This is a genomic window from Sulfitobacter sp. PS-8MA (genome assembly GCF_040933935.1).
Taxonomy (GTDB): domain Bacteria; phylum Pseudomonadota; class Alphaproteobacteria; order Rhodobacterales; family Rhodobacteraceae; genus Sulfitobacter.
The window spans coordinates 1,569,349-1,589,839 of the sequence record NZ_JBFQYJ010000006.1; the positions used below are offsets into that span (position 1 = coordinate 1,569,349).

The following is a 20,491-nucleotide window of genomic DNA, read 5'->3' on the forward strand; positions in this document are numbered from 1 at the left end:
AATCAATCTGTCGTGAAACCGTTACCCCGTCCCGCTATGCAGGCGTTGGAATATCTTTCACGAATGGATTGAATTATGCGCAGACTTGTATCTCTCACCGCCTTGGCGCTTGCGCCCACAGTGGCCCTCGCCGAAAGCCATGCCGCCGCGACCCCGGTCGAATACGGCCCGCGCCCGGCCTATCTGGTGGACAAGCTGCCCGAGGGCGATCTCAAGACCAAATTGGCCAGCTGCATCGGCCAGGACGCGTCAAAGTCGGATTTCTCCATCGGCCACCGCGGCGCGCCGCTGATGTTTCCCGAACATACCAAGCAATCCAACGTCGCCGCGGCGCGTATGGGGGCGGGCATTTTGGAATGCGACGTGACCTTTACCGCCGATCACGAATTGGTCTGCCGCCATGCGCAGAACGATCTGCATACGACGACCAATATTCTGGTCTCTGATCTGGCCGAAAAATGCACCACCGGTTTTACCCCGGCCTCGGGCGACACCCCCGCCAGCGCCGAATGCCGCGCCTCTGATCTGACACTGGCAGAGTTCCGCACCCTGACGCCCAAGATGGACAGCGCCGACAAGACCGCCACCACTGCCGAAGACTATCAGGGCGGCGTCGCGCCCTTCCGCACCCAGCTTTATTCTGACAAAGCCGATCTGATGACCCATAAGGAATCGATCGAATTGTTCAAATCGCTCGGCGCCAAATTCACGCCCGAACTCAAGTCCCCCTCTGTCGAGATGCCACATGACGGTTTCTCGCAGGAAGACTACGCGCAGAAGCTGATTGATGAGTATAAAGAGGCAGGTATCCCCGCCTCGGATGTCTGGGCGCAGTCCTTCAACCTTGATGATGTGCTCTACTGGATCGAAGCGGAGCCGGAGTTCGGCAAGCAGGCCGTCTATCTGGTGGAATGGAGCGATGGGTTCGATGAGCAGGACCCCGAGACATGGAATGAGGATTTCGCCAGCCTCAAGGAGCAGGGCGTGAATTACCTCGCGCCCTCGCTCAACATGCTGCTGACCAACAAAGACGGTGCCCTGGCCGCGTCGGATTATGCGAAAGCCGCCAAGGAGGCCGATCTTGAGCTGATCGCGTGGACGCTGGAACGTTCCGGCCCGCTGGGATCGGGCGGCGGCTGGTACTTCCAGTCGGTCAGCGATGTGATCAAGGATGACAGCGATTACCTCGTGGCGCTTGACGTATTGGCGCAGGATGCGGGCGTGGTCGGGGTGTTCTCCGACTGGCCAGCGACCACCACATTCTACGCCAATTGCATGGGCCTCTGACCGCTTTCAGCACTGGCTGACCCTTTGGGCCGCTCGATTTCGGGCGGCCCTTTGTCTTGCATGGCTTTGTCCATCCTGCAACATTGCCGGAAACAAAGGGGCGGGCATGGAAGACTGGGCGATTTTTACCGGCGACATCGTCAAATCCAGCGCCATGGCGCGGGCCGAACTGAGCGGCGTTTTCGACCGGCTCGACGAAGCCGCCGAGCGGATCGCCCAATGGCAGGACGCGCCGAGCTATCTGACCCGGTTTCGCGGCGATGGCTGGCAAGTGGCGGTTCGCCCCGGCTTGAGCTTTCGCGCGGCCCTCACCCTGCGCGCCGCGGTGCGCCGGGGGGGGAAGACCGCCGACAGCCGCATTGCCATCGGCATCGGTCAGGCGCATCTCGCGGGCAGCAGCCTTGCCGATGCGGATGGCGACGCGCTGGTGGCCTCGGGCCATGCGCTCGACACCATGCCGCGCAACCGCCGCCTCAGCGCCCCCGAGGCGCCCCTCGCCCTGCGCTGTGCCCTGCCCCTCGCCGACAGGCTGGCGACAGGCTGGACCCAGCGACAGGCCGAAGTGGCCTATTTCATGCTCGCCCCCGACCGGCCTGTGCAAGCCGCCTTGGCCGAGCGCCTCGCGCTTACCCAGCAGAGCGTGCAGGGCCATGTGGAGGCGGCGGGATTGGATGAGTTGGGAGAGATTTGCGACATGCTCGAAAACACGTCAGAGACCGCATGACCCTCTCCCCGCGCGCAAAACAGTCAATTAAACCTGTAAAGACAAATTACAGCCTATTTAGCCTGTATGAAAGCTGCCCGGGGGTGGCCCCATGACCGACCAGATCATAGCCACCGGCCTCGCCTGTCTCACCGCACATATGCTGGCGGATTTCATCTTTCAGCCCGATTGGATGGTCGCCCAAAAGCGCCGCCCCGGCATCCTTTTGCTGCATGCTCTCATCGTCTTTGCTCTCACCGTGCTCGCTCTGGGCGGCAGCCTCCTGCTGGCGGCCATATTGGCCCTCGCGCATCTGGCGATTGACGCGATCAAAGTCTATGCCACACCGCCCCAGCAGCGCGACCGGCTTTGGCCCTATCTTGGCGATCAATGCGCCCATCTGATCACCATCGCCCTTGCCGCCCACCTCATGCCAGAGGCTTTCTCCCGCGGGGTCTGGGCGGAGCATGCGCAAGCCCTCCAGCCCCCCATGCTGCTGGTGATCGGCCTGATTGCCGCCACTTTCGCCGGCGGCCCCGCCGTGGGCGGGCTGATGGCCCGCTACAAGGCCCAGGCGCAGCCGGACGGGCTCGACAATGCCGGCCGGATCATCGGCCTGCTGGAACGGGCGCTGATCTATCTCATGGTGATCGTGGGCGACCCGATCGGTATCGGCTTTCTGATTGCCGCCAAATCCATCCTCCGGTTCGACACCGCCTCGCAAAGCCGCGAGATCAGCGAATATGTCATTATCGGCACGCTCGCCTCCTTCGGCTGGGCGCTCACCGCGGCCTTTGCCACCCAATCCCTGATCAATTTGCTCTGAGAATCCCCCAACCCGCTTGAGATCGCCGCCCCCGGCCCCTATCTTGGAGCGCATAGGAGATTACTCATGTTTGGCATTCCCGGTAAACAAGCCGTTAACCTGACCCCGAAAGCCGCAGCCCAGATTGCAAAGCTGATGCAATCTGCCGGCCATGCTGGCCTGCGCATTGGCGTAAAGAAGGGTGGCTGCGCCGGCATGGAATACACCATGGACTATGTCGAGGAGACCGATCCCAACGATGAAGTCGTCGAACAGGACGGCGCGCGGGTGATGATCGCCCCGATGGCGCAGATGTTCCTCTTTGGCACCGAGATCGACTATGAAACCACGCTGCTCGAATCCGGCTTCAAGTTCCGCAACCCCAATGTGACGGAAGCCTGCGGCTGCGGTGAATCCATCAAATTTGATGAAAGCCTCGGCACGAAGTAACCGCGCACCCGGCCTTGACGAATGCCGCCCGTCCTGCGACCTCAGTCACGATGTAACTGATCAGGACGGACCCGATGCGCCCCAAAATCGCCGCCGGCAACTGGAAGATGAACGGCACCGCCGCCGCCCTTTCCGAACTCGACGCTTTGACCAGAGCGCTGCCCGAAAACCCGCCGCAGATCGTGATCTGCCCGCCGAGCCCCCTGCTCTTTCGCGCCACCGACGCCGTGCATGGCTCGCCGATCCAAATCGGCGCGCAGGATTGCCACGCCGAAGCCTCGGGCGCCTACACCGGCGACATTTCCGCCCCGATGGTGGCCGACAGCGGCGCCAGCCATGTGATCCTCGGCCATTCCGAGCGTCGCGAGATGCACCGCGAGACGGACGCGGATGTGCAGGCCAAGACCCGCGCCGCCTGGACCTCGGGCCTCACCGCGATCATCTGCATCGGCGAAAGCGACGCCCAGCGTGAGGCGGGCGAGACGCTTGACGTCATCGGCGCCCAACTCGACGGCTCCCTGCCCGAGGGCGTCACGGCTGAGAACACCGTCATCGCTTACGAACCCATCTGGGCCATCGGCACCGGCAAGGTCCCCAGCCTCGAACAGATCGCCGAAGTGCATGATTTCATCCGCAACCGTCTGGCCACCCGTTTCGGCGCCGAGATCGGCAATGCCCTGCCCCTGCTCTACGGCGGCTCGGTGAAAGCCAGCAATGCAACTGAGATTTTTGCAGTTGAGAATGTCGACGGCGCCCTCGTTGGCGGGGCCAGTCTCAAGGCCGATGATTTCGCCCCGATCGTCGCTGCCCTCGCGCGGGCCTGATCTCTTTCCGACCCGAGCTACGTAAGACCACCAACTACCAGAGCGGGCCAGCAACCGCGGCCCGCTCCACCCGCTCAGAGCGGCAGCATCGTCGTCGACTTGATCTCCTCCATCGACAAGAGCGCGGTGACATTATGCACTTTCACCTCTGAAATCAGCGCCTGATAGAACACATCATAGGCCCGCGCGTTCTTCACCCGCACCTTCAGAATATAGTCGATATCACCCGCCAAACGATGCGCCTCCTGCACTTCCGGGCGGTCCTGTAGCGCCTTCAGAAACGCCGCCTGCCAAGCCGCCTCATGCTCTGACGTGCGGATCAGAACGAAGAAACAAGCCTCAAAGCCAAGCGCTTCGGAATCCAGCACCACGGTCTGCTGGCCGATCACCCCGGCCTCGCGCAGCTTGCGGATGCGATTCCATACCGGGGTCTTCGATGACCCCACTTCGCGGGCGATATCGTCCAGCGACTGGCTCGCATCCCGTTGCAGCTGCGCCAAAATCTTCCGGTCAGTCTCATCAATTCGGACGGTCATTCTACTCTCTTTCACCCCAGGGGGACATCTGTTTCGGCAGGCAGGTCAAACAGAACAAACGTCCTTATATCCGCTGCCGTATAGCCAATTACCGGGAATATTTCCTATATAGGAGGGCAAGTCAAACCAGAAACAGGGCGCCCCATGGACCATTTCCCCATCTTCCTCGCCACCCGCGGCCAAAGGATCGTCCTCTCCGGCGGGGGCGAAGCCGCGCTGGCCAAGCTGCGCCTCCTGCTCAAAACCTCGGCTGACCTCATCGTCTTTGCCGCCACGCCAGACCCGCAGATCGAACGCTGGGCCGATGAGGCGCGTCTGACCCTGCACCGCCGTGCCATGGCCCCCGGCGATGCGCGTGAGGCCAAGCTTTTCTACGCCGCCGACGAAGACGCCACCGAAGACGCCCGCACCGCCGCCCTCGCAGCGGCCGATGGCGCGCTGGTCAATATCGTCGACAATCTGCAGGACAGCGCCTTCATCACCCCCGCCATCGTCGACCGCGACCCGGTGACCGTGGCCATCGGCACCGAAGGCGCGGCCCCGGTGCTCGCCCGTGCCATCAAGGCCGATCTCGAAGAGCGCCTGCCCGCCAGCCTCGGCGCGCTCACCCGCGTCGGCAAGACCTTCCGCAAGCTCGCCGACGCCCTGCCCATGGGCCGTGCCCGCCGCGATTTCTGGCGCGACTACTATTTCACCACCGGCCCCCGCGCCATGGCCGCAGGGGCTGACGCCCTGCGCCCGGCCCTGCGCGACCTGCTGCACACCCATCTCACCCGCGACGCCCGCCCCGGCCATGTGGCCTTTGTCGGCGGCGGTCCGGGCGATCCCGAACTGCTGACCCTCAAGGCCCGCCGCGCGTTGGATGAGGCTGATGTGGTGATCTATGACCGCCTCATCACCCCCGCGATCCTCGAACTCGCCCGCCGCGAGGCGCTGATGATCGACGTCGGCAAAGAGGGTTTCGGCCCCTCCACCAGTCAGGAACATATCAATGCGCTTCTGGTCGAACATGCCCAAAGCGGTGCCCAGGTCGTGCGGCTGAAATCCGGCGACGCCACTGTCTTTGGCCGCCTCGACGAAGAGATCGACGCGGTCGCCGCCCATGACATCGGCTGGCATATCGTGCCCGGCATCACCGCCGCCTCCGCCGCCGTGGCGGGCATTGGCCAAAGTCTGACCAGACGCGACCGCAACAGCTCTGTGCGGTTCCTCACCGGCCATGACATGAAGGGTTTTGCCGATCACGACTGGGCCGCACTTGCGCGCCCGAATGAGGTCGCCGCGATCTATATGGGCAAGAAATCCGCCCGTTTCGTCCAAGGCCGCCTGCTGATGCATGGGGCCGACCGCACCACGCCCGTCACCGTGATCGAAAACGCCTCGCGCCCCGATCAGCGGGTGCTGGCCACCACGCTCAGCGCTCTGCCCCGCGACCTGACCGAGGCCAATATGACCGGCCCCGCGCTCACCTTCTACGGCCTCGCCCCGCGCGCCGCCGTCCAAGCCGCCACTGAAACCCCGCTAGAGGAGCTGGCCTGACATGCCCAAACCCTTCACCCCCAAGGTCGTGACCGCCAATGCGCTGCTCGAAGGCGACGTGATCTATCAGACCGCCACCGGCTGGACCCGCAACCTCGCCGAGGCCGAAGTGCTGACCGACGAGGCCGATGCCGACCTGCGCATGATCGATGCGCTGACCCAGCGGGATTTGGTCGTCGGCGTCTACCTCGCCGATGTGACCCCCGAAGCGGATGGCCCGCGCCCCACCCACTTCCGCGAAGAGTTCCGCGCCAAAGGCCCGTCGAACTACGCCCATGGCAAACAGGAGCGCCTGTGATGTACAGCTACACCGAATTCGACGATAAATTCCTTGCCGAGCGCAACGCCCAGTTCCGCGCCCAGGTCGAGCGCCGCATTGACGGCTCGCTCACCGAGGATGAGTTCAAACCCCTGCGCCTGATGAACGGGCTCTACCTGCAACTGCACGCCTATATGCTGCGCGTGGCGATCCCTTACGGCACGCTGAACAGCGCCCAGATGGACCAGCTCGCCCATATCGCCGAGCGGTGGGACAAGGGCTACGGCCATTTCACCACGCGCCAGAACATCCAGTACAACTGGCCCGAACTGCGCGACGTGCCCGATATGCTCGACGCGCTGGCAGAGGTAAAGCTGCACGCGATCCAGACCTCCGGCAACACGATCCGCAACGTCACGGCCGACCATTTTGCAGGTGCCGCCGCCGATGAGGTCGCCGACCCGCGCCCGGTGGCCGAGCTGATCCGGCAATGGTCCACCGACCACCCCGAGTTCCAGTTCCTGCCGCGCAAGTTCAAGGTCGCCGTCACCGGCGCCGCTGCTGACCGCGCGGTGATCAAGGCGCATGACATCGGGTTGCGCATCGTCGAGCGTGACGGCGCACAGGGGTTCGAAGTCATCGTCGGCGGCGGCCTCGGCCGCACCCCGATGATCGGCAAGGTGCTCTATGATTTCGTCAGTGCCGAGGATCTGCTGCCCACGCTCGAAGCCATCGTCAGCGTCTACAATGTGCTGGGCCGCCGCGATAACAAATACAAAGCGCGGATCAAGATCACCGTCCACGAAAACGGCATCGAAGATATCCGCGCCCGGGTCGACGCGCAATACGCGCTGATCCGCGATCAGTTCACCGGCGTCGACCAGCAGATGCTATCGCGCATCGAAGCCGATTTCGCAGCACCCGAGTTCAAGACCGCCTCGCTCGTGCCCTACGACTCCGCCTATGCCAACGATCCGGTGTTCCGCGCCTGGGCCGACACCAACCTCGCCGAGCACCGCGCGCCGGGCTATGCCATCGTCTCGATCAGCCTCAAGGCCCATGGCGCGACACCCGGCGACGCCACGGCAGACCAGATGCGCGTGATGGCAGACCTCGCCCGCCGCTTTGGCCATGACGAGCTGCGCATCAGCCATGAGCAGAACGTGATCCTCCCCCATGTCCACCGCAGCGACCTGCCCGAACTGCATGCCGCACTGAAGGAGGCGAAACTCGCCACCGCCAACATCGGGTTGATCTCGGACATCATCGCCTGCCCCGGCATGGACTATTGCGCACTGGCCACCGCCCGCTCGATCCCCATCGCACAACAGATCGCCACCCGCTTTGACGAGTTGAAGCTGGAGCATGACGTGGGCCCGCTGAAGATCAAAATCTCCGGCTGCATTAACGCCTGCGGCCACCACCACGTGGGCCATATCGGCATCCTCGGTCTCGACCGCGCGGGCGTGGAGAACTACCAGATCACGCTCGGCGGCGACGGCACCGAGGACGCCAGCCTCGGCACCCGCACCGGACCCGGCTTCTCGGCGGAGGAAATCATCCCGGCCATCGAACGGCTCGTGCTGGGCTATCTCGACCTGCGCAATGATCCCGGCGAGACCTTCCTGCAAGCCTACCGCCGCCTCGGTCTCGCGCCTTTCAAAGCCGTGCTCTACCCCGAAGCGGCGGAGAAGGATCGGGCCAATGCCGCTTGACACCCCTGAACTTCATCCTTTCTCAAATACCGCTGCGCCGCCCGCCGAGGCACTGCGCGCGGTCGAGGAAAAGGTGGCGCGGCTCAACGCAGACCTGCGCCACCACGGGGCCACGGATGTGATCCGCCGCGCCGATGCCGAGATCGAGACCCTCACCCTCGTCTCCAGCTTCGGCGCGGAATCGGTGGCGCTCTTGCACCTCGCGGCCATGGTCTCGCGCGATATCCCGGTGCTCTTTATCGACACCGAGATGCTCTTTGCCGAAACGCTGGTCTATCAGCAGGAGCTGAGCGAACGCCTCGGCCTGCGCAATGTCACCACCCTGCGCAGCGATGAGATCGCGAGCCAGGACCCCGATGGCACGCTGCACCAGCGCGACACCGACGCCTGCTGCGCCCTGCGCAAGACGCGGCCCCTGCAACACGCGCTGCAGGGTCATGACGGCTGGATCACCGGGCGCAAACGCTTCCAGTCGGGCAGCCGCGCCGCGTTGGAGTTCTTTGAGGTTGAGATCCCCGAAGACGGCAGCGCGCCCCGGATCAAGGTCAACCCGCTGGCCTATTGGGCAACCTCGGATGTGGCCGACTATATCACCGAAAACCGCCTGCCCCGGCATCCGCTGGTGGCCCGTGGCTACCCGTCGATCGGCTGCGCGCCCTGCACCTCGCCGGTGGCGCCGGGCGAAGACCCGCGCGCCGGGCGCTGGCGCGATCAGAACAAGGAAGAATGCGGCATCCATTTTGTGAACGGCAAAGTGGTCCGAACAGGAGACACCACATGAGCACCCTCGTCACCGACAAAGGTTTCACCGCCGACGACTGGACCCACGGCTATTGCAATGAGGGGGCCGCGAATGACTGCCGCGCCATCGATCTGGCGTCGGACGCCGATGCCCATGCCCTGCCGCTGCCGCCCTCACTGGAGATGATCCGCATCGATTTCCCCTCTTTCGCGGACGGGCGCGGCTTCAGCATCGCCCGCATCCTGCGCCTGCGCGGCTACAAGGGCCGGCTGCGGGCCAAGGGCCATGTGCTGGCCGATCAATACGCCATGGCGCGGCGCTCGGGGTTCGACGAGGTCGAGATCGACGACGAGCTTGCCGCGCGCCAAACCGAACCCCAGTGGCAGGCCCGCGCCGATTGGCAGGCCCATGACTATCAAACCCGCCTGCGCGGCTGACCAAAGGGCAGTTTGATTGCCCTCACCCTTTCCATGACATAAGTAGAGGCCGCAAACCGATTTGCGGAAACCCGAGATGACTGAGCAGAGCAAAGTGAACCAGACCGCCGCCAAGCCCGTCCCGACCTTGCCGGACGCCCAGACCGTGACCTCGGTCACCCATTGGACCGACCAGCTGTTTTCGTTCCGGGTGACCCGGCCAGCCTCCCTGCGCTTCCGCTCGGGCGAGTTTGTGATGATCGGCCTGATGGGCGATCCGCATCCCGAGACCGGCAAGCAGAAACCGCTGCTGCGCGCCTATTCCATCGCCTCGCCAGCCTGGGACGATGAGTTGGAGTTCTACTCGATCAAGGTGCAGGACGGCCCGCTGACTTCAAAGCTGCAGCACATCCAGCCCGGCGACCAGATCATTCTGCGGCCCAAGCCCGTGGGCACGCTGGTGCATGACGCGCTGCTGCCCGGTGATCGGCTGTGGATGTTCGCCACCGGCACCGGCTTTGCTCCTTTCGCCAGCCTGCTGCGCGAACCCGAGACCTATGAGAAATTCGACGAGGTCATCGTCACCCACACCTGCCGCGATCGGGCTGAACTGGCCTATGGCCAAGAGCTGATCGACGGGCTGAAAGCGGATGAGCTGATGCAAGAGCTGATCGGCCCCGAAAACCTTGCAAAGATTCGTTATTACCCCACCACGACCCGCGAAGAGAGCCCCAAGATGGGGCGGATCACAAATCTCTTGCAGGACGGGACGGTGTTCAAAGATCTGGGCCTGCCGCAGATCACCGCCGCACATGACCGCGCCATGGTCTGTGGCAGCTTGGGGTTCAACAAGGATATTATGCAGATTCTCGAAGGCTTTGGCCTGACCGAAGGGGCCAATTCCGACCCGCAGCATTTCGTCGTTGAAAAGGCTTTTGTGGGGTAAGCCAAATTAACGCTTGCGGCGCGCCGCAACGTCACAGACCGAAGCGTCGGCGCTGCTTTGCCGACGCTCTGGCAGAACCCTGCGCATCCGACCGCCACCCCCTTTCGCCGCAGTGCGGCAAAGATTAGTTGACGCCTGTAGCGCGGGGGACGCCGCGCAGAACTGCAATTACAGGCGAAAGGCAAATCATGGCAAACCCTGGGACCCCGACACCCAAGAAGGTGACAGATTTGGCAACTGAAAAGGCGGATCTGTCGCGCACCGCGCTGATCGGTGTTTTCGGCAGCGAAGCCACCCCCGGCGCGTTGATCCGCGAAGGCGGCGGCAAGATTTCCCGCGTCAAAGTGGGCGACCAAGTGGCCGGCGGCGTGGTCGCGGCCATTGGCGAAGGCGCATTGGTGCTGTCCAGCCGCAGCGGCAACAAGGTTCTGCGCTTGCCCAAGGGCTAAGCGCGGCCACGGGCTCTTGACCTGCCGCGCTGCGCGGTGCACATCGCGGGCATGAGCAAAACAGCATTGATCACCGGCGCCTCGCGCGGCCTTGGGGCCGCCTTGGCCGAGGCATTGGCCCCCACCCATCACATCATCGCCGTCGGTCGCACGACCGGCGCGCTGGAAGAGTTGGACGACCGCATCCAAGCCAAGGGCGGCAGCGCCACGCTGGCGCCGATGGATGTGACCAATGCCGATGCCATGGCTGTCCTCTGCCGTGGCATTCACGACCGCTGGGGCGGGCTGAACCTCTGGCTGCATTGCGCGATCCATGCCGCCCCCCTGACCCCGACCGATCACATCGACGCCAAGGATCTGGAGAAATCCATCGCCGGCAATGTCACCGCCACGGCCCGGCTGATCACCTTTGTCTCGCCCCTTTTGGGCGCCGAAGGCCAGGCGGTGTTCTTTGATGACCCCCGCGCCGGGGCCAAGTTCTTTGGCAGCTACGGCGCCACCAAAGCCGCGCAGATCGCGCTGGCGACCTCCTGGGCGGCCGAGACCGCGCAGATCGGCCCCAAGGTGCATATCGTCACGCCCGAGCCGATGCCCACCGCCACCCGCGGCCGTTTCTTCCCCGGCGAAGACCGCGCGGCGCTCAGCGATCCCGCCACACAGGCCGCTGCGGTATTGACGCAACTGTTGGAAAACTCTGCCACCTGAACCGGGCGGCATCGGCGCGCCACGCTTGCCGCCGACCCGCCCCTCGCCTATCAAGGCAAAAAGGGGCTTTCATGCGTATTTTGATCACAAATGACGACGGCATCAACGCACCCGGGTTGACCGTGCTCAAAGCCATTGCCGATGAATTGGCCGGACCGAATGGCGAGGTCTGGACCGTGGCGCCCGCCTTTGAGCAATCCGGCGTGGGCCATTGCATCAGCTACACCAAGCCGATGATGATCTCGCAGCTGGGCGAACGTGTCTTTGCCACCGAAGGCTCCCCAGCGGACTGTGTGCTGGCCGCGATCCATGACACGATGACAGCCGCGCCCCCCGATCTGGTGCTCTCGGGCGTGAACCGCGGCAATAACGCTGCCGAAAATGCGCTTTATTCCGGCACGCTCGGCGGCGCGATGGAAGCGGCCCTACAGGGACTGCCCGCCATCGCCCTGTCGCAATACTATGGCCCCGCCAACCGCGATCTGGCCGACCCCTTTGAAGCCGCGGCCCGGCATGGGGCCGAGACCTGCCGCCGCATCCTTGCGCATAGCCCTGCGGAAGACGCGGGCTACGGGCTTTTCTACAACGTCAACTTCCCCCCGGTCGCGGGTGCGGATGTGCGCGGCATTCGCCTTGCCCCGCAGGGCCGCCGCCCGGGCACCGGCTTTTCGACCGAGGCGCATCTGTCGCCCTCGGGCCGCCGCTTTCTGTGGATCAAAGGCGGCGACCAGCGCGTGCAGACCGCGCCTGACACCGATGCCTGTCTGAACCTCGACGGCTATGTCACCGTGACGCCGATGCGCTGCGATCTGACCGACCATGCGGCGCTGGATACCTTGGCGGGCATTAACGGATGACCGAAGAGCCCATCTCCGACGCGGAACGCAAGATGCAGTTCCTCTACGCGCTGCGCTCCAAGGGCGTGACCGATGCGCGCGTGCTGACGGCGATGGAAGCGGTGGATCGCGGGCCATTTATCCGGGGCCTCTTTGCCAGCCGTGCCTATGAAGACATGCCCCTGCCGATTGCCTGCGGCCAGACCATCAGCCAGCCCTCGGTTGTCGGCTTGATGAGCCAGGCGCTTCAGGTCTCCTCGCGCGATAAGGTGCTCGAAATCGGCACCGGCTCGGGCTATCAGGCGGCGATCCTGAGCAAGCTCGCACGCCGGGTCTATACCATCGACCGGCACCGCCGTCTGGTGCAGGAAGCGCGCGGCGTGTTTGAGGCGATGAACCTCACCAATATCACCGCGATCACCGCGGATGGCAGTTTTGGCCTTGCCGAACAGGCCCCCTTTGACCGTATCATCGTGACCGCCGCTGCCGAAGACCCGCCGGGGCCGCTGCTGGCGCAGCTCAAGGTCGGCGGGATTATGGTGTTGCCCGTGGGCCAATCTGATACGGTGCAGCATCTGATCCGTGTGCGAAAGACCGCCGAGGGTCTGGAATACGATGAATTGCGCGCCGTGCGTTTCGTCCCCCTGCTGGAAGGTTTGGGCAAGGACGGTTAATAGGTTAGACAGACAACGCCCCAAGCGACATGGGGGCGAAGATGAGGACTTGCAGATGCGCCACCCCTTCCTGCGCCGCCAGACGCGGCTGACACTCTTGGCCGGCACCAGTGTGATCCTGCTGGCCGGTTGCGAAAACCAGCCGCTCGATTTCGACATGCGCAGCTCCTTTGGTGACGGTTTCTCCACCGCCGAAGCCGCGCGGGGCCCGCTGGCAGATCGGCCAAAGCCCGATGCCCGGGGGGTGATTTCCTATCCGAACTATCAGGTCGCCGTGGCGCGGGGCGGTGACACGCTCAAGGATGTGGCCGCCCGCGTCGGCGCGGACCGCAATGAGCTGTCGCGCTACAATGGCATCGATCTTGAAGTGCCGCTGCGTCAGGGCGAGATCATCGCCCTGCCCCGCCGCGTGGCCGAACCTGCGCCGGGCAGCAGCGGTGGTGGTGTCGACATCACCTCGCTGGCCGGCAATGCGATTGACCGCGTGCCTGCCACGCCGGGGGTCCAGACCCAAGGTCTGCCGCCTGCTGCGACCAGCACCCCGGCCCCGCAGCCCGCAGCCCCCAAGAGCAAAGAACCTGTGCGCCACCGTGTTGAGCGCGGCGAGACGGCCTATACCGTGGCGCGGCTTTACAACGTGCCGGTCAAGGCGCTGGCGGAATGGAACGGGCTGGGGCCAGATTTCGCGATCCGCGAAGGGCAGTTCCTGTTGATCCCGGTGGAGAAACAGGCGCCGCCGCGTCAGGTCGCCGCCGCCAAACCCACGCCGCCGCCCGCGCCCCCGGTGACCACAGCCCCCGGCGCCGGCAGCCCGACGCCCACGCCCCCGTCGGCGGCCAAACCATTGCCGCAGGATGAGACCGCGCAGCCCACGCCGCCCGCCGCGGCACCCACCACCCCGGTTGCCGATGTTGGCAAGCCCACCGCGCCTGCCAAATCCACCAAGATGACCCCACCGGTTCAGGGCGCGATCATTCGCGAATATGCGAAGGGCAAGAATGAGGGCATCAACATCAAGGGCGCCCCCGGCGCGGCGGTGAAAGCCGCCGAGGGCGGCACCGTGGCCGCGATCACCAAGAGCGCGGATGGCATTCCGATTGTCGTGGTCCGGCACCCCAACAACCTGCTGACGGTCTATGCGAATGTGGCCAGCGTGAAGGTCGCCAAGGGCGACAATGTCAGCCGGGGCCAGCAGATCGCCACCCTGCGCGGCGGTGCGGAATCGCATGTGCATTTCGAAGTGCGCAACGGTTTTGAGAGCGTCGATCCGACGCCCTATATCCAGTAAGCGGGTGGCACAGGTCAGCGCGCCGCGGCAGATCGCCGGGGCGCGCTGACGCCCTGCTATGCATTTTCAGGCAGAAAGAATGGGGCCTAGCCGCCGCTGACAGCAACCCCTTTGCGACCGGCAAGGTCCACGAAATACTGCCATGCCACGCGGCCTGAACGCGCGCCGCGGGTGGCTTGCCATTCGATCGCCTCGGCATGCAAAGTCGCGTCGTCGATGTCGACACCATAGGCATCGCAATAGCCGCGGATCATGGTGAGATATTGCTTTTGATCGCAGGGGTGGAAGCCGAGCCAGAGGCCGAAACGGTCCGACAGGGAGACCTTTTCCTCGACCGCTTCGGAAGGGTTGATGGCGCTGCCGCGTTCGTTTTCGATCATGTCACGGGGCATCAGATGGCGCCGGTTCGAGGTGGCATAGAGCACCACATTGTCGGGCCGCCCTTCGATACCCCCATCCAGCACGGCTTTCAGCGATTTATAATGCGCATCGTCATGGCCAAAGCTGAGATCATCGCAGAACAGGATGAAGCGCTGCGGTGCGCCGCGCAGGAGGTTCAGCAGACGCCCGACCGACGGCAGGTCTTCGCGTTGTAATTCGACAATGCGCAACCCTTCATGTGATGCTTGAACATCGGCGTGTATCGCCTTCACAAGACTGGATTTTCCCATGCCGCGTGCACCCCAGAGCAGGGCGTTATTGGCTGGCAATCCGGCAGCGAACTGGCGGGTGTTGGCAAGCAATGTGTCGCGCGCCCGGTCGACGCCGACCAAAAGCGGCAGGTCAATCCGGGCGACCTGCGCCACCGGCACCAGCCGGTCGGGATCGGTGTGCCAGACAAAGGCCGTTGCCGCGTCGAAATCAGGCGCGGCCAGCGGCGCCGGAGACATCCGCTCCAGCGCAGCTGCAATTCTGTCCATCGGGTCGTCAATCACAGCAGATCATCCAAATCTTCGTCTTCATCGTCGTAATAGCCTTCGGCGCGCAGCTTTTCTTCGCGCTTGGTCTCGACCCGGCGGACCAGGAAGATCGAAATCTCATAGAGGCCGTAAACCACGACAAAGAGGATCACCTGGGTGATGACATCGGGCGGGGTGACGAGGGCCGCAAGCACCAGAATGGCCACCACGGCGTATTTGCGCACATTGCCCAGACCTTCGGAACTGACCAGCCCGGCCTTGCCCATCAGGGTCAGCAGGACCGGCAATTGAAAGCAGAGGCCGAAGGCCACGATGAACTTGATCGTGAGCGAAAGATATTCCTGCGCCGAGCCTTGGAAGGCGATGGCGGCGATGCCGTTTTCACCCTCCGGCCCCTCGCCTACGAGCGTGCCTGCCTGCTGGAAGCCAAGGAAGAAATCAAACGCCAGCGGGGTGACGACGTAGAAGGCAAAAGCCGCACCGAGAAAGAACATCACCGGCGAAGAGATCAAGAAGGGCAGAAAGGCGCCCTTTTCGTTCTTGTAAAGCCCCGGGGCCACGAAGCGCCACAACTGGTAGCTGATGAAGGGAAAGCCCAGCACCAGTCCGCCCAGAAGCGAGATCGAGATCGCGACGAAGAAACCTTCCTGCAGCTTGATCAGGATCAGCCCGCAATCCTCCTGCCCGCGTTCGGCCATGGCCGAGCAGAGCGGTTCGGTCAGGAAGTTGAAGATCGGGTTCCAGACGGTGAAACAGATCACCATGCCGATGATAAAGGCGATGACCGAATGGATGAGCCGCGTGCGCAGTTCGGCCAGATGCTCGATCAGCGGGGCCGAGCTGTCGTCGATCTCGTCATAGTCGTCGGAGGCGCTCATGTGACTTACTCTTTTTTCGCGGCGGGTTTGCCGGCCGCTGGCTTCTTGGTGGCGGGCTTCTTGGTGGCGGGCGTTTCAGGGGCCGCTTTGGCGGGGGCTTCCCCGGCAGCCGGCTTTTCGATCACGGGCCGGTCTGTCGCTGCCGTGGCGGGCCTATCGGAAAGCTCGGCCTCCGCCGCCTCGGCCTCTGCCATGGCTTCTGCCGCCTCGCGCTGTTTGCGCTCGGCGGCGGCGCGGGCGGTGCTGGCCTGGATCTTTTTCTTGTCCTCGGCCTTTTGCGCGGCGAGTTTGCCGGTCTCGCTGTCGGGGTCAAAATCGGTCAGCGACTTGGTCGCGTCCTTCACCTCGTCCATGGCGCTGCCCAAAGGGTTGGTCGCGGTCTTGAGCGATTTGTTCAGCGAAGACGACATCTCGCGCATGCCGCTTTCATCGGCGGCATCATTCATCGCCTGGCTGAACTCTCGCGCCATGCCCTTGGCCTTGCCAACGAATTGCCCGACGCGCCGAAACAGCACCGGCAGGTCCTTTGGGCCCACCACGATCAGGGCCACCACGCCGATGACCAGAAGCTCCGTCCAACCCAGATCGAACATCGGGTTACACCCGGTCCTTGTCGGTCTTCAGGTCGTTGCGCGGTGCCGCCGGGTCGTTGTGCTCAGCATGGTGCACATCGTCGACCTGTTTGATGTCGTCGCTGTGTTTGCTGTCTTCTTCGCCTTCGCTGATGCCCTTTTTAAAGCTGGTAATGCCCTTGCCGACTTCACCCATGAGCGAGGAAATCTTGCCCCGGCCAAAAAGCACCAGCACGACAACCGCGATCAGCAGCAGGCCCGGCAGTCCGATATTGTTCAACATGTCTGTTCTCCCATCATGTTTGGCACGCGTAGAGGCGCGCCGGTTTGGTCTGTGATAACGGGCGGCGCGGGCCGCATGAAGGGGCAAAGCAGTTTGCAGGGGGCGCCTCGGCGACGAGATGCGCAGATTTTGCGGGTGCAGAATCCCTCCTGACGTGCTTTTGTCAGGAGCATGACGGCAAAGAAACATAAAGACCGCTTGGTCACGCTGGTCGACCTCCTGCGCGACGGCCAGATCCACCGGGCGGAGGATCTGGCCGCGCGCTTTGATGTCTCGGTGCGCACGATCTACCGCGACATGGAAAAACTCAGCGCCTCTGGCCTGCCGGTTGCGGGGACGCGCGGCGCAGGCTACCGGATCACCCCCGCGATCACCCTGCCCCCGATGACCCTGACGCCCACCGAATTGGAAGCGCTGAACCTCGGCCTAGCGGTGGCGGCAGAGGTGGGGGATGCGGATTTGCAAGGCGCGGCGGAGACTTTGGCGGCGAAGTTCGATGCCGTTCTGCCGCTTGAGACGATCGCGGAAGGGGCGGCGTGGCAGCAGGCGCTAGAGACGCCGGGCAAGGCGACACGGGTCTTTGCCCATCTGCCGGTGCTGCGCGCGGCGATACAGGCGCGGCAGAAGCTGCGGATCGGGGTGGCGGGCGAGGTGGCGCAGGTGGTGCGCCCGCTGAAGGTGGAGAATTGGGGGCGGTTCTGGCTGCTGACGGCGTGGCGTGAGGGCGCGGAAGGGTTCGCGGCCTATCCGCTGGATCAGATTGAAAGCGCTGAAGCTCTGCCGGAGTTGTTCGTTGATGAGCCCGGCAAGACGCTTGCGGACTACCGCCCCTAACCCGGGATCAAAGACGCAGGCCCGCGGGGCAGCGCCCCCCCGGCTCAGCGCTTCAATCGCCAGCCGGTCTGCGGCGGCAGAAACGCCTCGACACTGGCCTGCGCCACCACGATCACATCCTGCCCCGTGGGCACATTCAGCCCGCCCGTCACGGCACGCACCTCGGCCCGGCCCCGCGGCAGTTTCGCCACCAGCGCGTCGACATCCACCTTCTCAGGCTCCTGCACCGCCACGGTGACCTGCACGCGCATCTCATCCGCTGTCACGTCCAGCGCGCCGAACAGCGGCAGGGAGGAATGGCGCAGGGCATCTTCAATGGCGCGGGCGCAGGCTTTGGTATAGTCCATCCCGTGCAGATCATTGCCCATGCCCATCTCGATGATGATCCGTTGTTCAGCCATCGGAGCGCTCCATATCGAACCCGACCGAGAGCGCCACATTGGCCATGACCGTCGGCATGCCACGGCCTTCAGGGCGCGGCACGTCGAGCCCGCCGTGATGCAGCTGCACCGTCACCGCGCCATAGGGAAAGACCGCCCGCAGCGCTTCGACGTCCACCAGATCGGGGCGCTGCACGCCCACGTCGAGGGTGATGCGCATGGCGGATTTATCAAAGCCGAAAAGCTCGGCCAGATTGATCGAATTATGCCACAGCGCATCCTGCACCGCGCGTTTCGCGGCCTGTGTATAATCGCCCCGGCGCAGGGAGGATCCCATGCCGAACTCCACCAGCAACGGGGTCACGGTTTCACCGGGAAAACGAAACAGCGGTCGCGGCGCACGGTAAGCCACATGACCGCACCGGGCTGCGGCAGAAAGACATTGGGCACGGTGGCCTTGAGCCGCGAGCCATCCTCTTCGAGCTTGAACTCCACAAGGCTTTCATTGCCCATGAATCGCGCGCGTTCCACCACTGCGCGGGCCGGGGTGCCATCGGTCGCCGTGGGGCGCGGGCCTTTGCCGGCGCGGTCAAAGTCGATGCGCAGATGCTGCGGGCGGAAGACGATGTTAACCGGGGTGCCATCGGCCACACCGGGGGCCAGAAACTGACCAAAGACCGTATCGGCCAAGGCGCCGTTCACCGTGGCCTCCAGCACATTCGCATCGCTGAAAAAGGCGACCGAGGCGCGGTCGACGGGGCGGGTATAGACGTTATAGGGCGCGCCTTGCTGGACGATCTTGCCGTCGCGCATCAGCGCGATCTCATCGGCCATGCGCATCGCCTCATCGGGCTCATGGGTGACCAGCAGAACGGCGGTGTCCTCTTCCTTCAGGATGCTCAGCGTCTCGTCCCGGATGCCATCGCGCAGCCGGTTGTCGAGGCCGGAGAAGGGCTCATCCATCAGCATGATGCGCGGCTGCGGGGCGAGCGCACGGGCCAGTGCCACACGCTGCTGCTCGCCGCCCGAAAGTTGATGCGGGTAGCCGTCGATATAGCGCAGCAGGTCAACCCGTTCGAGCAGCTCCTCGATCCGCGCCCGTTTTTCGGCCTTGGTGCCTTTCTTCAGGCCAAAGCCCACGTTGTCGGCCACGCTCAGATGCGGGAACAGCGCGAAGTCCTGAAACATCAGCCCGATCTCGCGCCGCTCGGGCGGCACGCGGAACACCGTGTCGCAAATCAGCTTGCCGTCGACATGGATCGTGCCGCTGTCCTGCATCTCAACGCCCGCGATCATGCGCAGCGTGGTGGATTTGCCGCAGCCCGAGGGGCCGAGCAGGCAGGTCACCTGCCCCGGCATGATTTGCAAAGACACGTCGTCGACCACCTGTCGCCCGCCATAGCTGCGGCGCAGGTTCTTGATTTCCAGTCGGGGGGTGGGATCACTCATGACAGATGCGGTATCCGATTAAATCGCTCGGAAAGCAGCTATCAGCCCCGCCGCGCCCCCGCAAGCACCGCGCCGCCATAGGGGTATGGCCGGCGCAGTTGCCCCGGCCCAGCTTTCACGGCCCGCCCCCATGGTCACAGGGCCAGCGCGGTGCCGATCACAATTTACATTGTGATATTGGTGGCGCCCCCATCGAGCAGCAGGTTCTGCCCCACGATGAATCCCGCATGTTGTGAGCAGAGGAAGGCACAGGCGGCGCCGAACTCTTCGCGGGTGCCATAACGGCCTGCCGGGATGGTCGCCTGCCGCTCGGCGCGGGCCTCATCAAGGGTGATGCCTTTGCTCTGCACCACCGCCCCATCGAGCGAATCCGCCCGGTCGGTGGCATGGATACCCGGCAGAAGATTGTTGATCGTAACCCCCTTGCCCGCCACCTGCCGCGCGGTGCCGGCGACATAGCCGGTCAGCCCGGTCCGCGCAGAGTTGCTGAGCCCCAAGACCGCAATGGGCGCGCGCACGGATTGGCTGGTGATATTGACCACCCGGCCCCAGCCGCGCTCCATCATGCCGGGCACCAAGGCTTTGATCAGCGCGATCGGGGCGAGCATATTGGCGTCGAGCGCCTGAATGAAGTCCTCGCGGTCCCAATCCTGCCACATGCCCGGCGGCGGGCCGCCCGCGTTGTTGACGAGGATGTCACAGCCTTCGGCGGCTTTGATCACCAGCGCCTGCCCCTCTTCGGTGGCGACATCGGCGGCCACGGTGGTCACCTCCACCGCATGTTCCTGACGAATGCGTTCGGCCGAGGCCTCCAGCGCCTCAGCGCCGCGCGCGTTCATCACAAGGTTCACCCCCGCTGCGGCCAATGCCTCGGCACAGCCCAGCCCCAACCCTTTGGACGAGGCACAGACCAACGCCTTTTTGCCCTTGATTCCCAGATCCATATTGCGATTCCTCCTATGCATTTGCATATGCCTACCACGCTGTGCCGCCGATGCCAG

At 64.2% G+C, this 20,491-nt stretch carries 26 protein-coding genes; 17 read left to right on the plus strand and 9 right to left on the minus strand.

Annotated features, from left to right (window positions below):
• Nucleotides 1-75: 75 nt before the first annotated feature.
• The 5 genes from AB4M76_RS11775 to tpiA all read left to right on the plus strand — a co-directional run bounded on the left by AB4M76_RS11775 (nt 76) and on the right by tpiA (nt 4,069).
• Entirely contained in the window at nt 76-1,287 is a 1,212-nt protein-coding gene (locus tag AB4M76_RS11775) for a glycerophosphodiester phosphodiesterase family protein (RefSeq protein WP_368442050.1), read from the plus strand.
• Between the two features lie 106 nt (nt 1,288-1,393).
• On the plus strand, nt 1,394-2,011 hold the full coding sequence (locus tag AB4M76_RS11780; protein ID WP_368442051.1) for a hypothetical protein: 618 nt from the start codon (nt 1,394-1,396) through the stop codon (nt 2,009-2,011).
• 91 nt (nt 2,012-2,102) lie between these two features.
• Nucleotides 2,103-2,816, plus strand: coding sequence for a DUF3307 domain-containing protein (locus AB4M76_RS11785; RefSeq protein ID WP_368442052.1), 714 nt, complete (start codon nt 2,103-2,105; stop codon nt 2,814-2,816).
• Between the two features lie 66 nt (nt 2,817-2,882).
• Nucleotides 2,883-3,245: a HesB/IscA family protein gene (locus tag AB4M76_RS11790; protein ID WP_368442053.1), complete on the plus strand. Its 363-nt coding sequence runs from the start codon at nt 2,883-2,885 to the stop codon at nt 3,243-3,245.
• A gap of 74 nt (nt 3,246-3,319) precedes the next feature.
• Complete coding sequence (gene tpiA / locus AB4M76_RS11795; RefSeq protein WP_368442054.1) at nt 3,320-4,069, plus strand: triose-phosphate isomerase; 750 nt, start codon at nt 3,320-3,322, stop codon at nt 4,067-4,069.
• Between the two features lie 74 nt (nt 4,070-4,143).
• Here the strand turns inward: tpiA and AB4M76_RS11800 are convergent, their stop codons facing one another.
• On the minus strand, nt 4,144-4,605 hold the full coding sequence (locus AB4M76_RS11800) for an Lrp/AsnC family transcriptional regulator (protein ID WP_007120312.1): 462 nt from the start codon (nt 4,603-4,605) through the stop codon (nt 4,144-4,146).
• A gap of 144 nt (nt 4,606-4,749) precedes the next feature.
• On the opposite strand from AB4M76_RS11800, the gene cysG reads away from it, so the two are divergent.
• From cysG to AB4M76_RS11855, 11 genes are all read left to right on the plus strand, one after another.
• Entirely contained in the window at nt 4,750-6,144 is a 1,395-nt protein-coding gene (cysG, locus tag AB4M76_RS11805) for a siroheme synthase CysG (RefSeq protein WP_368442055.1), read from the plus strand.
• A gap of 1 nt (nt 6,145) precedes the next feature.
• On the plus strand, nt 6,146-6,442 hold the full coding sequence (locus AB4M76_RS11810; protein WP_368442056.1) for a DUF2849 domain-containing protein: 297 nt from the start codon (nt 6,146-6,148) through the stop codon (nt 6,440-6,442).
• The gene (locus tag AB4M76_RS11815) at nt 6,442-8,118 is read left to right on the plus strand and encodes a nitrite/sulfite reductase (RefSeq protein ID WP_368442058.1); all 1,677 of its coding nucleotides are present in this window, start codon (nt 6,442-6,444) and stop codon (nt 8,116-8,118) included. The genes AB4M76_RS11810 and AB4M76_RS11815 overlap by 1 nt, the downstream gene beginning before the upstream one ends.
• Entirely contained in the window at nt 8,108-8,899 is a 792-nt protein-coding gene (locus tag AB4M76_RS11820; RefSeq protein ID WP_368442060.1) for a phosphoadenylyl-sulfate reductase, read from the plus strand. Before AB4M76_RS11815 ends, AB4M76_RS11820 begins: the two co-directional genes overlap by 11 nt.
• Nucleotides 8,896-9,297, plus strand: coding sequence for a DUF934 domain-containing protein (locus AB4M76_RS11825; protein WP_368442062.1), 402 nt, complete (start codon nt 8,896-8,898; stop codon nt 9,295-9,297). The genes AB4M76_RS11820 and AB4M76_RS11825 overlap by 4 nt, the downstream gene beginning before the upstream one ends.
• A gap of 76 nt (nt 9,298-9,373) precedes the next feature.
• Nucleotides 9,374-10,222, plus strand: a complete 849-nt coding sequence (locus tag AB4M76_RS11830) for a ferredoxin--NADP reductase (protein ID WP_368442063.1) — start codon at nt 9,374-9,376, stop codon at nt 10,220-10,222.
• Between the two features lie 221 nt (nt 10,223-10,443).
• Nucleotides 10,444-10,671 carry a pilus assembly protein PilZ gene (locus AB4M76_RS11835; RefSeq protein ID WP_368442429.1) on the plus strand — a complete coding sequence of 76 codons (228 nt, stop codon included), beginning with the start codon at nt 10,444-10,446 and terminating at the stop codon, nt 10,669-10,671.
• A gap of 51 nt (nt 10,672-10,722) precedes the next feature.
• Nucleotides 10,723-11,376, plus strand: coding sequence for an SDR family NAD(P)-dependent oxidoreductase (locus AB4M76_RS11840; protein ID WP_368442064.1), 654 nt, complete (start codon nt 10,723-10,725; stop codon nt 11,374-11,376).
• A gap of 71 nt (nt 11,377-11,447) precedes the next feature.
• Nucleotides 11,448-12,233 carry a 5'/3'-nucleotidase SurE gene (surE, locus tag AB4M76_RS11845; RefSeq protein ID WP_368442066.1) on the plus strand — a complete coding sequence of 262 codons (786 nt, stop codon included), beginning with the start codon at nt 11,448-11,450 and terminating at the stop codon, nt 12,231-12,233.
• On the plus strand, nt 12,230-12,886 hold the full coding sequence (locus tag AB4M76_RS11850; RefSeq protein ID WP_368442067.1) for a protein-L-isoaspartate(D-aspartate) O-methyltransferase: 657 nt from the start codon (nt 12,230-12,232) through the stop codon (nt 12,884-12,886). The genes surE and AB4M76_RS11850 overlap by 4 nt, the downstream gene beginning before the upstream one ends.
• 55 nt (nt 12,887-12,941) lie before the next feature.
• Nucleotides 12,942-14,174 carry a peptidoglycan DD-metalloendopeptidase family protein gene (locus AB4M76_RS11855; protein ID WP_368442068.1) on the plus strand — a complete coding sequence of 411 codons (1,233 nt, stop codon included), beginning with the start codon at nt 12,942-12,944 and terminating at the stop codon, nt 14,172-14,174.
• An 86-nt stretch (nt 14,175-14,260) separates the two neighbouring features.
• On the opposite strand, the gene AB4M76_RS11860 is transcribed toward AB4M76_RS11855, so the two are convergent.
• The 4 genes from AB4M76_RS11860 to AB4M76_RS11875 are packed head-to-tail and all read right to left on the minus strand — an operon-like array spanning nt 14,261 to nt 16,827.
• Nucleotides 14,261-15,109 (minus strand): ATP-binding protein, encoded by an 849-nt coding sequence (locus AB4M76_RS11860; protein ID WP_368442069.1) that lies wholly within the window; start codon nt 15,107-15,109, stop codon nt 14,261-14,263.
• The gene (gene tatC, locus AB4M76_RS11865; protein WP_368442070.1) at nt 15,106-15,972 is read right to left on the minus strand and encodes a twin-arginine translocase subunit TatC; all 867 of its coding nucleotides are present in this window, start codon (nt 15,970-15,972) and stop codon (nt 15,106-15,108) included. The genes AB4M76_RS11860 and tatC overlap by 4 nt, the downstream gene beginning before the upstream one ends.
• A 5-nt stretch (nt 15,973-15,977) precedes the next feature.
• The gene (gene tatB, locus AB4M76_RS11870; RefSeq protein ID WP_368442071.1) at nt 15,978-16,565 is read right to left on the minus strand and encodes a Sec-independent protein translocase protein TatB; all 588 of its coding nucleotides are present in this window, start codon (nt 16,563-16,565) and stop codon (nt 15,978-15,980) included.
• Nucleotides 16,566-16,569: 4 nt separating this feature from the next.
• The gene (locus AB4M76_RS11875) at nt 16,570-16,827 is read right to left on the minus strand and encodes a twin-arginine translocase TatA/TatE family subunit (protein WP_368442073.1); all 258 of its coding nucleotides are present in this window, start codon (nt 16,825-16,827) and stop codon (nt 16,570-16,572) included.
• Between the two features lie 171 nt (nt 16,828-16,998).
• On the opposite strand from AB4M76_RS11875, the gene AB4M76_RS11880 reads away from it, so the two are divergent.
• Nucleotides 16,999-17,661 carry a helix-turn-helix transcriptional regulator gene (locus AB4M76_RS11880; protein WP_368442074.1) on the plus strand — a complete coding sequence of 221 codons (663 nt, stop codon included), beginning with the start codon at nt 16,999-17,001 and terminating at the stop codon, nt 17,659-17,661.
• A gap of 44 nt (nt 17,662-17,705) precedes the next feature.
• Here the strand turns inward: AB4M76_RS11880 and AB4M76_RS11885 are convergent, their stop codons facing one another.
• The 4 genes from AB4M76_RS11885 to AB4M76_RS11900 form a co-directional block, all read right to left on the minus strand.
• The gene (locus AB4M76_RS11885; protein WP_368442076.1) at nt 17,706-18,062 is read right to left on the minus strand and encodes a Lin0512 family protein; all 357 of its coding nucleotides are present in this window, start codon (nt 18,060-18,062) and stop codon (nt 17,706-17,708) included.
• Nucleotides 18,055-18,405: a Lin0512 family protein gene (locus AB4M76_RS11890; protein ID WP_368442077.1), complete on the minus strand. Its 351-nt coding sequence runs from the start codon at nt 18,403-18,405 to the stop codon at nt 18,055-18,057. The genes AB4M76_RS11885 and AB4M76_RS11890 overlap by 8 nt, the downstream gene beginning before the upstream one ends.
• A complete protein-coding gene (locus tag AB4M76_RS11895) occupies nt 18,402-19,490 on the minus strand; it encodes an ABC transporter ATP-binding protein (RefSeq protein ID WP_368442078.1) in 1,089 nt (362 codons plus the stop codon). Before AB4M76_RS11895 ends, AB4M76_RS11890 begins: the two co-directional genes overlap by 4 nt.
• A gap of 164 nt (nt 19,491-19,654) precedes the next feature.
• Nucleotides 19,655-20,434: an SDR family oxidoreductase gene (locus AB4M76_RS11900; protein WP_368442079.1), complete on the minus strand. Its 780-nt coding sequence runs from the start codon at nt 20,432-20,434 to the stop codon at nt 19,655-19,657.
• Nucleotides 20,435-20,491 lie beyond the last annotated feature (57 nt).